We start from the raw sequence: 14,507 nt of genomic DNA, 5'->3' as shown, positions 1-14,507 counted from the left end.
TCAATGACTTGGCCCCAGCCCGGCGCATAAGTGCCTGGCCCCACGTCATCCTGATCGAAGCGCCCGCGTGCGGTTTATGCCCAGCGACACGGCGATAACAGTAGGCCGGATGGCCTATGGCCTTGGCGTCGCGGGCGCGGTCGCTAGCCGAGCGTCACGTCCAGGAACATCATCGCCGCCAGGCCGATCATCAGGCCGTGGCTGGCGCGGGCGCTGGGCTGCGGGCGCTGCGTGTCGGGGATGATCTCGGTCGCAACGACGTAGATCATCGCCCCGGCGGCGAAGCCCAGCCCCCATGGGAGCAGCGCGGCCGACACCGCCGCCAGCCCGGCGCCGAATACGCCGCCGACCGGCTCCACCAGCCCGGTCGCGAGCGCGATCAGGAAAGCGGTGCGGCGCGAATGGCCGAGCGTCAGCACGGCGACGGCGACGGCCAGTCCCTCGGGGATGTTCTGCACCCCGATGCCGGTCGCGGTGGTCAGCCCAGCCCCGAAATCGCCGGTGCCGAAGCTGACGCCGACCGCCATCCCCTCGGGGAAGTTGTGGAGGGTGATCGCCACGACGAACAGGCCGATGCGCTTCAGGTCGAACGGGTCGACGCCCGGAGTGCCGAGCAGCTTCAGATGATCGACCGGCAGATGCCGATGCAGGGAGGAGAGCGTGAAGGCGCCGAACAGAACGGCCGCTACCACCGTCGCCGCCGCCGCCCAACGCGACGCGCCCAGATGCTGCGCCTGTTCGATGCCGGGGATGATCAGCGAGAAGAAGGACGCGGCGAGCATCACGCCCGCGGCAAAGCCCAGCATCAGCTTTTGCTGCTCGGCCGTCGCCTTGCCGGTGAACCAGAGGGCGAGCCCGCCCAGGCCCGTCGCTGCTCCGGCGATCAGGCTGGCGAGGATGCCGGTGAGGACGGGCGAGGTCATCACCGCTCAACGCCGACCGACACCTTTCGACGCAACCTCGTTACAGAGATTGCGTTCGGCCAAGTGTCGGCAGCGCAAAGACGGAGGCTCGATGGCGGATTCGGAAGCAAGCGGCGGCTGCGCCTGCGGCGCCGTCCGGTTCGTCGCGACGGGCGCGCCGCTCCGCGCAGGACTGTGCCACTGCATGACCTGCCGCAAGGCGCATGCCGCGGCGTGCAATCCGTTCCTGGTCTTTCGATCGGAGCAGGTGTCCGTCTCCGGAGAGCTGAAGGGCTGGCGCAGCTCGCCCGGCTATGAGCGGCTCTTCTGCCCAGCATGCGGTGCCCGCGTGATTGCCCGCGACGGCGGCGGCGAGGAAGTCGAGGTCTCGCTCGGCAGCTTCGACGAGCCGGGGCTGTTCACGCCCGAATATGAGCTGTGGATCACGCGGCGGGAGCCGTGGCTGGCGCCGCTGCCGGTCGCTCAACATCAAGGCAATCGTCCCGCGGCGTAGCGGGATCTTGCTCGCATTCCCTTGAACGGCTCGGCGCACTAGAAAAGCGGGCGAGACCTGTGCGAGGGGGCACGCCCATGACGACCATCATCCGCGAAGCCGATCTGATCGAGAGCGTCGCCGACGCGCTCCAGTACATCTCCTATTATCACCCGATGGATTATATTCGGGCGCTGGGCGCGGCCTATGAGGCCGAGCAGTCGCCGGCCGCCAAGGACGCCATTGCGCAGATCCTGACCAACAGTCGCATGTGCGCGGAAGGGCATCGGCCGATCTGCCAGGATACGGGCATCGTCACCGTGTTCGTGAAATGGGGCCAGCAATGCGTGCTCGATTCCTCCCGGTCGCTGCAGGAAGTGATCGATGAAGGCGTGTGGCGCGCCTATCTACATCCGGAGAACCGGCTGCGCGCCTCGATCGTCGCCGATCCGGCGTTCGGCCGCACCAACACGCGCGACAACACGCCGTCGGTGATGAGCGTCGAGATGGTGCCGGGCGCCCATGTCGACGTGACCGTCGCGGCGAAGGGCGGCGGGTCCGAGAACAAATCCAAGTTCAAGATGATGCTGCCCAACGATTCGATCGTCGACTGGGTGCTGGAGATGGTGCCGCAAATGGGCGCGGGCTGGTGCCCGCCGGGCATGCTCGGCATCGGCATCGGCGGCACGGCGGAAAAGGCGATGCTGCTCGCCAAGGAATCGCTGATGGGCGATATCGACATGGCCCAGCTGAAGGCACGCGGGCCGCAGAACCGGATCGAGGAGCTGCGCATCGAGATTTTCGACAAGGTCAATGCGCTGGGCATCGGCGCGCAGGGGTTGGGCGGCCTCGCCACCATCCTCGACGTCAAGATCATGGACTGGCCGACGCACGCGGCCTCGAAGCCGGTGGCGATGATCCCGAACTGCGCGGCGACGCGTCACGCGCACTTCCATCTCGATGGCTCCGGCCCGGCCTATCTCGATCCGCCGAACCTCGATGAATGGCCCAAGGTCGAATGGACGCCTTCCAAGGAAGCGATCAAGGTCGACCTCGACACGCTGACGCCGGAAGTGGTGGCGAGCTGGAAGCCGGGCGACCGGCTGCTGCTCAACGGGAAGATGCTGACCGGCCGCGACGCCGCGCACAAGCGCATCCAGGACATGCTGAGCCGGGGCGAGCCGCTGCCCGTCGAGTTCCAGGGCCGCGTCATCTACTATGTCGGGCCGGTCGACCCGGTGCGCGACGAGGTGGTCGGCCCCGCCGGCCCCACCACCGCCACGCGCATGGACAAGTTCACCGAGATGATGCTGCAGCAGGGGCTGCTGGCGATGGTAGGCAAGGCCGAGCGCGGCCCGGTCGCGATCGAGGCGATCCGGAACCACAAAGCGGCCTATCTGATGGCGGTCGGCGGTGCGGCCTATCTGGTGGCGCGGGCGATCAAGGGCTCGCGCGTGGTCGGCTTTGAAGACCTGGGCATGGAAGCGATCTACGAGTTCGAGGTGAAGGACATGCCGGTGACGGTCGCCGTCGATGCGACGGGCGAGAGCGTCCACCACACCGCGCCGCTCGTCTGGCGCGACAAGATCGCCCGGGAGCGGCTGCTGCAGCCCGCCTAAGTCTTCAGAAGAAGATCGAGCCGTTCAGCGAATAATAACGGGTGTCGCCGCCCACAGGTGCATTCGGCGCGGCGATGAGGAAGCGGCCCTTGCGCAGATAGGTGGCGTTGGCTTCCAGCCGCAGCCGCTGCGGGATGGCCCACCAACGGACGCGGCCGTCAAACTCGCTGCCGGCATAGCGGCCCGAGCGCCCGGCAGGATCGCGGACGCCCGTGGTCGAGAAGATGTCGGTGCGGGAGGCGAGCCAGAGTTCGCGCCAGGCGATAAAGGCGTCGAGCCGCTTGCTGGGCGTCGCCTCCAGCCGCAGCGCCGGCGAGATGATGTTGGTGCGGCCGATCGCGAAATAGAGGCCGGCGGGGCCCAGGTCCGGGCGACGCATGCCGAACAGGCTGTCGAAGCGATTGTACGCGCCGCCGGGCCGGTCGCCGCTCGCATGATCATATTCGAACGTCAGGCGCGGCTGCCAGGGATGCGCGAAGGTGTAGCCGAGACTCGCGTGGGCGAACCAGGCGCGGACCGGCAGTTGCGCGGCCGTCGGCGCGGCGCTCGCGCGGATGCGGCCGGTCTGGCGGATGCCTTCCACCTCGAAATGCCAGGTCGCGGGCGCCGGCGCGCGGAAGACACGGGCGCTGAGCGTGGTCAGGTGCCGGTTGCGGGTCGGCAGGTCGGCGCGGTCGCGTTCGTCGAGCCGGTACAGGCCGGCATCCGCCTTCAGGCCGCCGCCGAGCGCATCTGTGCCGAGCAGTGCGCCGGCAAAGCGCAGATCGAAACTCTCGCGATCCAGTTCGACCCGGTTGCGGCGGATCGAGGGCAGGTCGGCGGGCAGGCGCACCTGGGGCAGGGTGTAGAACAGGGTCGCCGACCAGCCGCGGCCGCTCAGGTCGGAGCGCAGGCCGGTGAAGCCGTTGGTGGTGTTGCGGTAATCCTCGTTGGCGACGAGCCGGCGCGAGCCGATGTCGATCAGGAAGCGGCCGGCCTGGACGCGGCCCTTGGTGCCGGCGCCGAAGGGGTTGTCGAGATCGGCCACGATCCACGCCTGGACCAGCTCGACGGCGTTGACTTCATTGGTGCCGGCGGCGGTGCGCGGCCCGGCATCATAGACCCGGCTGTCGACCAATTCGGCTTGCGCCTTGATCGGCCCGTCACCCGCAGTGGCGCTCAGCGTCGTGCGGATGTTCCACAGCGCTTCGTCGCGTTCGAAGCCGGGCCGCACCTGATTGGCAATGCCTTCGACACGGTGCCGCATATTGCCCGAAAGCTCGACCGGTAGCGCGGCCGCCGGTGCCGCAACCATCATGCTCAGCAATAGCCAGACGCTCTTCCCCATGGCGCGACTATGCCGGCGCCAATTGCGGCGGGCGAAGGAGAGCTTCTTCTCTGCCTTCTAGCTTGAGTTTAATCCGCGATCCGCGGCACGCGGAGTCGGGCAAGTTCGATCTTGGGGCAGCGGTCCATGACGACCTTCAAACCCGCGGCTTCGGCGCGGGCGGCAGCCTCGTGGTTGATCACGCCGATCTGCAGCCAGACCGACTTGGCGCCGGCAGCGATCGCTTCGTCGACCGCTTCGCCTGCGGCCTGGGGCCGGCGGAAGATGTCGACCATGTCGATCGGCTCGCCGATCTGGCTGAGCTCGCGCCAGACATATTCGCCGTGCACATGCTCGCCGGTGATCTGCGGATTGACCGGCAGCACCCGATAGCCGTGATCGACCAGCGCCTTCATCACGCCCCAGCTTGGCCGGTTGGGCCGGTCGGACGCGCCGATCAGCGCGATGGTACGGGTGCCGGCCAGCAGCTCGGCAATGTCGGCGTCACTGGTCAGCGGCATGCATGTCTCCTCGAACGATCATAACGCGTGCGATGTCTGCTAGGGTTCCGCCGTGATCGAGTCGCTCGCTTCTCCCTGGTCGCCCCGCCGGCTTGCCTTGGCAATGGCGGCGCTGATCGCGGGCAATGCACTCTACTGCCTGCTCTACACCTTCCTGGCTGGTCGGACGGAATCGGTTTGGCAGGCGATCTGGTGGAGCGTCGTGAACCTGGCGCCGTGGCTGCTCGCCTTCGAGGCGGGCAAGAGGTCGCGGCGGCCGCTGCTGGCGGTGCTGGGCGGTTCGGTCTTGTCGCTGCTGCTGGCGGGTGAGTTCGGCGCATTCGAGCTGGCGCGGCGGCTGCCGGGCGCGGCGCTCACCTTTGCCCTGCTGATACTGGTGCGACGGCACGAGGTGCGCACCGCAGGCGGCGCGGTCGCGCTGCCGCTCCCGCCCGAACGCATCGCCTGGGTGGCGGCGGCCGGCAATTATGTCGAGCTGCATGGCGGCGACCGGCCGCTGCTGCTGCGCGCGCCCCTGACTGCAGTCGAAGCGACGCTGAAGCCGCACGGCTTCGTCCGCATCCACCGCTCGACTCTGGTCAATCGCCGGCGAGTGGCGCGGGTGCGGACGGCGGACCTGATCCTCGACACCGGCCATTCGCTGAAGCTCGGCCCCCGCTTTCGCGCCGAACTCACCGCCTGATTTTCGTCCCTTCGTCACGGGAGGCTTGGCGTCCATCTCCTGCTCCGTGCAGCACCGGCGGCGGAGGTGGTGATGCGGTTTCTTATTTTGGCGATGCTGATCGCGAGCGGAGCGGGCGCGCAGACGCTGGTCGTAGGAGACTTGCCGCGCAAGCAAGCCCAGCCGCTCGAGGCCACGCCCGGCCTGGAAACGGAATATGGTGCGGTCCAGGTCTCGGACGGCTATCGCCTGCGGACCATCTTGACCCGGCCGGCCGGCGCCAAGGGCAAGCTGCCGGCCATATTCATGACCCAGGCCGTGTCCTGCGGCAGCCTCGAGCTTCCGCCGGAGTCGCAATCGGTGATGCGGCAATTGCCGCTGCGGTCGGGCTATGCGTTCATACGGGTGGAGCGCGCCGGGACGGGGGACAGTGAAGGGCCGGCTTGCTCCGCGCTCGATTACGACACGGAAGTCCGTCACTATCGCGAGGCATTCGACCAGTTGAGCCGGCATCCGTGGATCGATCCGACGCGGATCGTGATCTACGGATCGAGCCTCGGCGCCACCACCGCGCCGCTGGTGGCGCAGGGCAAGCGGGTGGCCGGGGTCGTCGTGCAAGGCGGCGGCGCGCTGACCTACCTCGAGCGCATGATCAACTTCGACCGCTTCTATTTCGAGCGGTCGGGCAAGTTCGCCGCGGAAGAGGTGCACGACCGGGTGCTCAAGAGCGTCCGCTTCAACCAGGCCTATCTGCTGGGCCGCAAGCTGCCGGAGCAGGTCGAGCGCGAACAGCCGGACCTGAAAGGCGTCTGGGTATCGATGCGCGGAACGGTCGAGGACCCGCCGCATTATGGCCGCCCGCATCAATGGCACTGGCAGGTGGCCGAAAAGAACTTCCTCGCGGCCTGGACCCGGATCGATGCGCCGATCCTCGTGCTGTGGGGCGAGCATGAGCAGTTCGAGCCGCGCCACGGGCACCGGATGATCGTCGATGCCGTCAATGCGCTGCGCCCCGGCACCGCGACGTTCGTGGAGATGCCCGGCATCGATCACGGCCTTTCGCGCCATGCGTCGGCCTATGCTGCCTATCGGGACGAAGGAGGACAGATCAGCCGCGACGCGCTGCTTGTGCCGATGCTTGCCTGGTTGGAGACCCTGTCGAGGCGGTAGGCCCGCCACGTCCACTCGTCATTCCCGCGAAAGCGGGAACCCAGAAGGCAGGACAGAAGGCAGAAGAAGCTGGGTCCCCGCTTTCGCGGGGATGACGATGGAGGGACTGTTACGCCTCGTCCGGGTCCGCCTCGTCGGCGTCGATCCAGTCGGGGTAGAAGCTCGGTTCGCGGCGCGACCAGCCGGGGGCGGTGGCGGCGCTCTCGGTGATCGTCAGGAACAGGTCGCGGCGGCGCTCTCCCGGGATATGGGGCAGCGACGCGGCGGCGCAGAAGGCGCCGAGCAGCCAGGGCCGGGCGGTCGCGCCGATCAGCCGCTCATAAAGGAAGCGATAGGCCTGGAAGCTTTCCAGCCGGTCCTGCGACAGGTCGAAGGCGCTGATGCCGACCAGGGGCGCCATGAAGCTCTCAACGTCCTCGAGTCCGGTGCGCTCCGGCACGCGTTCCCGCAGTTCCGGCAAGCGCTGATAATTGCGCAGCTGGACGGTGATGGAGACCCGCTCGATGGGATCGCGCGAATAGCGGTCGACCGCATCGGGTTCCCTGACAATGCCGATCGACCTTCGGATATAACGCTGCGTCCGGGCGGGGAAGGACGCGAATTCCTGCATTTCCGCAATGGTGTACTTGGCATTGGATGCCGTCACGGTCCGGTCACCTCCTCCTCTTCATTACGCCTGCGATTTGGCCAAGGTTCCGCGAAAAGCGCAATCCTCTTTCAGCGCCGGGTTGGTGTAAGCCGCAGCAGCCTTCCCTGCGAGCTGCCGCGCGCGTCCTCCAGCACATAGATCGCGCCGTCAGGCCCTTGCTCCACTTCGCGGATTCGGGCGCCGTCCATGTCCCAGAAGTCGCCCTTCCTGGCGCTAGTGCCGGTCACGTCGACGCGGATCAGGCCAGGCTTGTTCATCGCGCCGATGAAGATGTCGCCGTTCCACTGCGGGAAGAGCTTGCCCGAATAAACCATCAGCCCAGCCGGCGAGATGGACGGGTTCCACCAGACCTTCGGTGCTTCATAGCCGTCGCCCGGCCGATGATCGGGGATGTCGTGATTGGCGACCGGCTCATTGTCGTAATGGCTGCCATTGGATGCGCGCGGATAGCCGTAGTTGCGGCCGGGCAGGATCAGATTGACCTCGTCCCCGCCCTTCGGCCCCATCTCCTGCTCCCAGAGATTGCCTTTGGCGTCGAAGGCGATGCCCAGCAGGTTGCGATGGCCATAGGACCATATCGCCGGGTGAAAGCCCTTGGCCGCGAGCGGATTGCCGGCGGCGGGCGTGCCGTCGTCGTTCAGCCGCAGCACCTTGCCGAGCGTCGCCTTCGGGTCCTGAGCGGGCGTGAATTTCTGCCGCTCCCCATTGGTGAAGAACAGCTTGCCGTCGGGTGAAAAGGCGATGCGGCCGGAATAATGGCCGTTTCCTTCGACGAACGGCGTCGCGGTGAAGATCGTCTCCAGCCCTTCCAGCCGCGCATTGTTGCACGGCGCGCGCACGCAGCGGATGTTCGGATCCTCGACCAGGCGGGCGCGCATCAGCACCACGCCCTTGCCGCCTTCACCGGCGCGCGAGGCGCTCAAATAGACGAGGCGGTTCTGGGCGAACCGCGGGTGCAGCACCACGTCCATCAGCCCGCCCTGCCCGGCCGAATCGACCGGCACGGTGGCGATCGTGCTGCGCTCCTTGCCGTCGGCGCTGACGAGCAGCAGCTCGCCCTTCTTCTCGGTCACCAGCATGCGGCCGTCGGGCAGGAAGGTCATCGCCCAGGGCGCCTCGAAGTCGGCGATCGGTTCGGCCGTGAACGGCCTGATCGCGCTGACCTGCACCGGGCCGGGCTGGGCCTGGCTGGAACAGGCGATCAGCAGGGTGGATGCCAGTGCCGAAGCAAGCATCAGGCGCATTATCTTCTCCCGAACCTTGGATCTGTCGGCAACGGCCCAGCGCCGTGTCGCGTTCCCGCCAATCGGGCCTTGTGACTCTTCGCCCCAGGGTCTATATCGCCCTTATTCCCTCGACATCGGTAACGGAGTTGAGGCTGGTGCCACGCGGCGCCGGCGCGGAACGCTCGTGCATATGAAGGACTGGTCGTTGACCGATATCGCTGCCCTGACGCAACTGATCGAACCCGAGGCGAAAGCGCTCGGCTTCGACCTGGTGCGCGTGCAGATGATCGGCGGCGTGTCGGACCCGACGCTGCAGGTGATGGCCGAGCGGCCCGACACGCGGCAGCTGACGATCGACGATTGCGCCGATCTGTCGCGCCGGCTGTCCGACGTGCTCGACAGCGCCGACCCGATCGAGACCGCCTATCGGCTCGAGGTCAGCTCGCCCGGCATCGACCGGCCGCTGACCCGCCTCAAGGATTTCAGCGACTGGGCCGGGCATGAAGCGCGGATCACCCTCGCCGAGCCGATGGGCGACCGCAAGCAATTCACCGGCGAGCTGATCGGCACCGAAGACGACGAAGTGCTGGTCGCGACCAAGGACGGGCGCGAGGCGCGCCTGCCCTTTGCCGGCATCAAGACCGCCAAGCTGACGCTCACCAACAAGCTTATCGCTGCAACTGCGCCCCTCACTGCCGAGGGTGCCGACAAGATCGACGTGGAAGGGTAGACTGGAATGGCAACTGCCGCTGTTTCCGCCAACAAGGCCGAATTGATTGCGATCGCGGACTCGGTCGCGAAGGAAAAGCTGATCGACCGCGCCATCGTCATCGAGGCGATGGAAGACGCGATTCAGCGCGCCGCGAAGAACCGCTACGGCGCCGAGATGGAAATCCGCGCCAAGCTGGACCCGTCGAACGGCGACCTGCGCCTGTGGCGTGTCGTCGAAGTGGTGGAGCAGGTCGACGACATCTACAAGCAGGTGTCCGTCGCCGACGCCCAGCGGCTGCAGAAGGATGCGAAGCTCGGCGACTTTATCGTCGATCCGCTGCCGCCGATCGAGTTCGGCCGCATCCAGGCCCAGGCGTCGAAGCAGATCATCTTCCAGAAAGTCCGCGAGGCCGAGCGCGAGCGCCAGTATGAAGAGTTCAAGGACCGCGTCGGCGAGATCATCACCGGCGTCGTCAAGCGCGTCGAGTTCGGCCATATCGTCGTCGATCTGGGCCGCGCCGAAGGCGTCATCCGCCGCGACGCGCAGATCCCGCGCGAAGTGGTGCGCGTCGGCGACCGCATCCGCGCGCTGATCCTGCGCGTGATCCGCGAGAATCGCGGCCCGCAGATCTTCCTCAGCCGCGCGCACCCGGACTTCATGAAGAAGCTGTTCGCGCAGGAAGTGCCGGAGATTTACGACGGCATCATCACCATCCAGGCGGCCGCCCGCGATCCGGGGAGCCGCGCCAAGATCGGGGTGATCAGCCGCGATTCATCGATCGACCCGGTCGGCGCCTGTGTCGGCATGAAGGGCAGCCGCGTGCAGGCGGTCGTGCAGGAAATGCAGGGCGAGAAGATCGACATCATTCCCTGGTCGCCGGACACCGCGACCTTCGTCGTCAATGCGCTGCAGCCGGCCAATGTCAGCCGCGTCGTCATCGACGAGGAAGAGGACCGGATCGAGGTGGTCGTCCCCGACGATCAGCTGAGCCTCGCCATCGGCCGCCGCGGCCAGAATGTCCGCCTCGCTTCGCAGCTGACCGGCAAGGCGATCGACATCCTGACCGAGACCGACGCGTCCGAGAAGCGCCAGCGCGAATTCGCTGAGCGGTCCGAGATGTTCCAGAACGAGCTGGACGTCGACGAGACGCTGTCGCAGCTGCTGGTCGCCGAAGGCTTCACCAGCCTGGAGGAAGTCGCCTATATCGAGACGGACGAGATCGCCTCGATCGAAGGCTTTGACGAGGAGCTTGCCGCCGAGCTGCAGAGCCGCGCGCAGGAAGCGCTTGAGCGGCGCGATGAGGCGAACCGCGAAGAGCGTCGCGCCCTGGGCGTCGAGGACGAGCTCGCCACCATTCCGTACATGACCGAAGCGATGCTGGTCACGCTCGGCAAGGCAGGGATCAAGACGCTCGACGACTTGGCCGACCTCGCGACCGACGAGCTGGTCGCCAAGAAGCGGCAGGAGCCGCGCCGCCGCAACGAGGACGCGCCCAAGCGCCAGGAGGACAAGGGCGGCATCCTTGCCGACTATGGCCTGAGCGAAGAGCAGGGCAACGAGATCATCATGGCCGCGCGCGCCCATTGGTTCGAAGGGGAGGACGCCGTTGCGGAAACCTCCCAATGAGCGGCCGAAGCTCGGCCTGAAGCATCCGTCCGCCGCGGAAGCGCGGGTGAAGGCGGCGCTGCCGCCCAAGCCCGTCAAGGCGGACAAGGATGGCCCTGAACGCAAATGCGTGCTGACCGGCGGCAAGTCCGACCGGGCGGCGCTGATCCGGCTGGTCGTCTCGCCCGACGGCGAAGTGCTGCCCGACGTGCGCGCCAAGGCGCCGGGACGCGGCGCGTGGATCGGCGTCGGCCGGGCGGAGCTGCGCACCGCGCTCGACAATGGCAAGCTGAAGGCGGCGCTGTTTCGCGGCTTTCGCCGGCGCGACCTGACGATCCCCGCCGATCTGCCCGATCAGATCGAGCAGCAGCTCGAACGCGCCGCGCTCGACCGGCTGGGGCTCGAGGCGCGGGCGAGCACGCTCGTCACCGGCTCCGACCGGATCGACAATGCTGCGCGCTCAGGCCAGGTCCATCTGCTGCTGCACGCCGCCGATGCAGGCGAGGACGGCAATCGCAAGCTCGACCAGGCCTTGCGCATGGGCAGGGACGCGGAAGGCAGCGGCCTCAAGGGGCTCGTAATCGCGGCGCCGCGCACCATATTGTCGTCTGCCCTGGGGCGCGAGAATGTGGTACATATCGCGGTGATCGATCAGGGTGCTGCCAGGCGCGTGGGCGAGGTTCTCGCGCGCTGGCACGGGTTTATCGGATTTGGTTCAGGCGATCGGCCTTGCGAAAGCGTGTCGCAAGGTTCAATCGCCGCTGCTGCGCCCGCGGGCGCTGCGGCAGATGCTGCGGATGAAGGGCTGACGACGGTTCATGAGTGATATCGACAACAAGGAAAAGCCGAAACTGGGCGCGCGGGCTCCTCTGGGCCTGAAGCGCACGGTCGAGACCGGCAAGGTCAAGCAGAGCTTCAGCCACGGTCGGTCGAACACCGTCGTGGTCGAAGTGAAGCGCCGCCGCGTGCTCGGCCGTCCGGGCGAGGCGGAACCGACGCCGACGCCGGAACCCGAAGTCGCCAAGGCTCCGGCAGCGCCCGCGCCTGCTGCCGCTGCGCCGAAGCCGGCCGCTCCCGCACCGGCGGCGCCCGCGCGTCCGATGACGGCGCTCGAGCGGCGCGAGCAGCAGGAACGGCTGCTGCGCGAAGCCGAGGAAGCCCGCCAGCACGCGCTGGAAGAAGCACGCCGCCGCGACGAGCAGCAGCGCCAGCAGCAGACCGAGGAAGAGCGCAAACGCGCCGAAGACAATCGCCGCGCCGAAGAGGAAGCGCGCCGCCAGGCGGAGGAAGACCAACGCCGCGCCGCCGCAGAGGCGAGCACGGCTGCCGAGGCCCCGGCCGCGGCGGAGCCTGCACCTGCCGAGCAGAAGCCCGAAGAGCGCGCCAGCACCACGCCCGCGCCGCGCCGCTTCACCCCGGTCGTGGCGCCGCGCCGGCCCGAGCCGCCGGCCCGTCCGGCCCGGCCTGGCCCGCGTGGCGGCGACGATCGCCGCCAGTCGGGCAAGCTGACCGTTACGCGCGCCCTGTCTGACGATGAAGGCGCCCGCGCCCGTTCGCTCGCCGCCCTCAAGCGGGCGCGCGAGAAAGAAAAGCGCGCCCATATGTCGGGCTATGGCCAGCCCCAGGCCAAGCAGGTCCGCGACGTGGTGGTGCCGGACGCGATCACGGTCGGCGAGCTCGCCAACCGCATGGCAGAGCGCGGCGCCGACCTGGTCAAGGCGCTGTTCAAGATGGGCATGCCCGTCACGCTGACCCAGACAATCGACCAGGACACGGCCGAGCTGCTCGTGACCGAGTTCGGTCACCGCATCAAGCGCGTGTCCGAATCCGACATCGACATCCAGTCGACCGACGATGTCGATGCACCGGAAACGCTGCAGCCGCGTCCGCCGGTCGTGACGATCATGGGCCATGTCGACCACGGCAAGACCTCGCTGCTCGATGCGCTGCGCGGCACCGACGTGGTCGCGGGCGAAGCCGGCGGCATCACCCAGCATATCGGCGCCTATCAGGTGACGGTGCCATCGGGTGACCGCGTCACCTTCCTCGACACGCCGGGCCACGAGGCATTCTCGGAGATGCGGGCGCGCGGCGCCAACATCACCGACATCGTCATCCTGGTGGTGGCGGCCGACGACGGGCTGAAGCCGCAGACGATCGAGGCGATCAACCACACCAAGGCGGCCGGCGTGCCGATGATCGTGGCGATCAACAAGATCGACAAGCCGGAAGCCAAGCCGCAGCGCGTCCGCGAGGAGCTGCTGCAGCATGAAGTCATCGTCGAGCAGCTTGGCGGCGACGTGCAGGACGTCGAGGTGTCGGCGCTGAAGCGGGAAAATCTCGACGAACTGATCGAAAAGATCCAGCTGCAGGCCGAGCTGCTCGAGCTGCGCGCCAACCCGGACCGCGAGGCCGAAGGCACGGTGGTCGAAGCCAAGCTCGACAAGGGCCGCGGCCCGGTCGCGACGATCCTCGTCAATCGCGGCACGCTCAAGGTCGGCGACATCTTCGTCGTTGGCGCGGAAAGCGGCAAGGTGCGCGCGCTGATCGACGATAAGGGTCGAAATGTGAAGGAAGCCGGTCCGTCGGTTCCGGTCGAGGTGCTCGGCATCTCGGGCGTGCCGGGTGCGGGCGACAAGCTGACGGTGGTCGAGAACGAAGCGCGGGCGCGCGAAGTCGCGGCCTATCGCGCCGGCGTGATCCAGCAGAAGCGGACCACGTCAGCACCGGCCTCGCTCGAGTCGATGTTCTCGGCGCTGCGTGAGAAGCAGGCGATCGAATATCCGGTGGTCGTGAAGGCCGACACGCAAGGGTCGGTCGAGGCGATCATCGGTGCGCTCGGCAAGCTTGGCACCGACGATATTCGCGTGCGGGTGCTGTCCTCGGGTGTCGGCGGCATCACCGAGAGCGACGTGATCCTGGCATCGGCCAGCCGCGCGCCGATCATCGGCTTCAACGTCCGCCCCAACGCCAAGGCGCGCGAGATCGCCAACCGCGATGGCGTCGCGTTCAAATATTATGACGTGATCTACAACCTCACGGACGAGATCCGCGCCGGCATGGCGGGGCAGCTCGGACCGGAGGCGATCGAACATGTCGTCGGGCGCGCCGAAATCCGCGAGGTCTTCTCGGCGGGCAAGCATGGCAAGGCGGCGGGTCTGCTCGTCACCGAAGGCGTCATCCGCAAGGCGCTCAAGGCTCGCATCACGCGCGCCGACGTCATCATCTACAATGGCGAGATCGCCTCGCTGCGGCGGTTCAAGGACGATGTCGCCGAAGTGCGCGCGGGCCTGGAATGCGGCGTGACGTTCAGCCAGAACTTCACCGACATCAAGGCCGGCGACTATCTCGAAACCTTCGAAGTCGAGATGCGCGAGCGGACGCTGTAGCAACAGCAAGGATCTGGTCTATCACCTCCAGCGGGCGCGCCACTGCGCGTCCAAAGGAGGTGATATGATTGAGAGAAAATGACATTGTGACACTGGTGATCGCGGCAATGACGTTTGTCGTTGCTTTGATCGCGCTTGTGGTCGAGCTGATCAAGCTCGTGCGCAGGTAACCAGGGGAGCTCGGCGCTGCAACGCCGGGCTCCTAAACGATTTGAGCCCGGACGCTGCAACGCCCGGGCTCAGGAGATGATGCT

At 67.3% G+C, this 14,507-nt stretch carries 13 protein-coding genes; 8 read left to right on the top strand and 5 right to left on the bottom strand.

Features of this window, described 5'->3' with window-relative positions:
• Positions 1-143 precede the first annotated feature (143 nt).
• Positions 144-923 carry a ZIP family metal transporter gene (locus HJG53_RS11005; protein ID WP_171130455.1) on the bottom strand — a complete coding sequence of 260 codons (780 nt, stop codon included), beginning with the start codon at positions 921-923 and terminating at the stop codon, positions 144-146.
• 91 nt (positions 924-1,014) lie between these two features.
• On the opposite strand from HJG53_RS11005, the gene HJG53_RS11000 reads away from it, so the two are divergent.
• Positions 1,015-1,416: a GFA family protein gene (locus HJG53_RS11000; protein ID WP_171130453.1), complete on the top strand. Its 402-nt coding sequence runs from the start codon at positions 1,015-1,017 to the stop codon at positions 1,414-1,416.
• A 77-nt stretch (positions 1,417-1,493) separates the two neighbouring features.
• Entirely contained in the window at positions 1,494-3,014 is a 1,521-nt protein-coding gene (locus tag HJG53_RS10995; protein WP_171130451.1) for a fumarate hydratase, read from the top strand.
• A gap of 4 nt (positions 3,015-3,018) precedes the next feature.
• Here the strand turns inward: HJG53_RS10995 and HJG53_RS10990 are convergent, their stop codons facing one another.
• Positions 3,019-4,311, bottom strand: a complete 1,293-nt coding sequence (locus HJG53_RS10990) for an alginate export family protein (RefSeq protein ID WP_254447683.1) — start codon at positions 4,309-4,311, stop codon at positions 3,019-3,021.
• A gap of 98 nt (positions 4,312-4,409) precedes the next feature.
• Positions 4,410-4,841, bottom strand: coding sequence for a CoA-binding protein (locus HJG53_RS10985; protein WP_171130447.1), 432 nt, complete (start codon positions 4,839-4,841; stop codon positions 4,410-4,412).
• Between the two features lie 52 nt (positions 4,842-4,893).
• On the opposite strand from HJG53_RS10985, the gene HJG53_RS10980 reads away from it, so the two are divergent.
• Both HJG53_RS10980 and HJG53_RS10975 read left to right on the top strand, forming a co-directional pair.
• Positions 4,894-5,523 (top strand): LytTR family DNA-binding domain-containing protein, encoded by a 630-nt coding sequence (locus HJG53_RS10980; protein WP_217352760.1) that lies wholly within the window; start codon positions 4,894-4,896, stop codon positions 5,521-5,523.
• A gap of 72 nt (positions 5,524-5,595) precedes the next feature.
• Entirely contained in the window at positions 5,596-6,672 is a 1,077-nt protein-coding gene (locus tag HJG53_RS10975) for an alpha/beta hydrolase (RefSeq protein WP_171130445.1), read from the top strand.
• Between the two features lie 109 nt (positions 6,673-6,781).
• Here HJG53_RS10975 and HJG53_RS10970 read toward each other — a convergent pair whose 3' ends face one another.
• On the bottom strand, positions 6,782-7,282 hold the full coding sequence (locus tag HJG53_RS10970) for a hypothetical protein (protein ID WP_171130735.1): 501 nt from the start codon (positions 7,280-7,282) through the stop codon (positions 6,782-6,784).
• Positions 7,283-7,389: 107 nt separating this feature from the next.
• The gene (locus tag HJG53_RS10965) at positions 7,390-8,565 is read right to left on the bottom strand and encodes a PQQ-dependent sugar dehydrogenase (protein WP_171130443.1); all 1,176 of its coding nucleotides are present in this window, start codon (positions 8,563-8,565) and stop codon (positions 7,390-7,392) included.
• Positions 8,566-8,752: 187 nt separating this feature from the next.
• On the opposite strand from HJG53_RS10965, the gene rimP reads away from it, so the two are divergent.
• From rimP to infB, 4 genes are read left to right on the top strand one after another with little or no spacing between them, the layout of a single operon-like run.
• Positions 8,753-9,277 carry a ribosome maturation protein RimP gene (gene rimP, locus HJG53_RS10960; protein ID WP_171130441.1) on the top strand — a complete coding sequence of 175 codons (525 nt, stop codon included), beginning with the start codon at positions 8,753-8,755 and terminating at the stop codon, positions 9,275-9,277.
• Positions 9,278-9,283: 6 nt separating this feature from the next.
• Positions 9,284-10,885: a transcription termination factor NusA gene (gene nusA / locus HJG53_RS10955; protein WP_171130439.1), complete on the top strand. Its 1,602-nt coding sequence runs from the start codon at positions 9,284-9,286 to the stop codon at positions 10,883-10,885.
• Positions 10,886-10,931: 46 nt separating this feature from the next.
• Positions 10,932-11,690 (top strand): DUF448 domain-containing protein, encoded by a 759-nt coding sequence (locus HJG53_RS10950; protein WP_171130733.1) that lies wholly within the window; start codon positions 10,932-10,934, stop codon positions 11,688-11,690.
• Positions 11,683-14,253 carry a translation initiation factor IF-2 gene (gene infB, locus HJG53_RS10945; RefSeq protein ID WP_171130437.1) on the top strand — a complete coding sequence of 857 codons (2,571 nt, stop codon included), beginning with the start codon at positions 11,683-11,685 and terminating at the stop codon, positions 14,251-14,253. Before HJG53_RS10950 ends, infB begins: the two co-directional genes overlap by 8 nt.
• Positions 14,254-14,507 lie beyond the last annotated feature (254 nt).

Source organism: Sphingomonas sp. ID1715, assembly GCF_013044515.1.
Lineage (GTDB): Bacteria > Pseudomonadota > Alphaproteobacteria > Sphingomonadales > Sphingomonadaceae > Sphingomonas_B.
The sequence above is the reverse complement of the archived record's forward strand: the minus strand, read 5'-3'. Positions and strand labels throughout refer to the sequence as shown.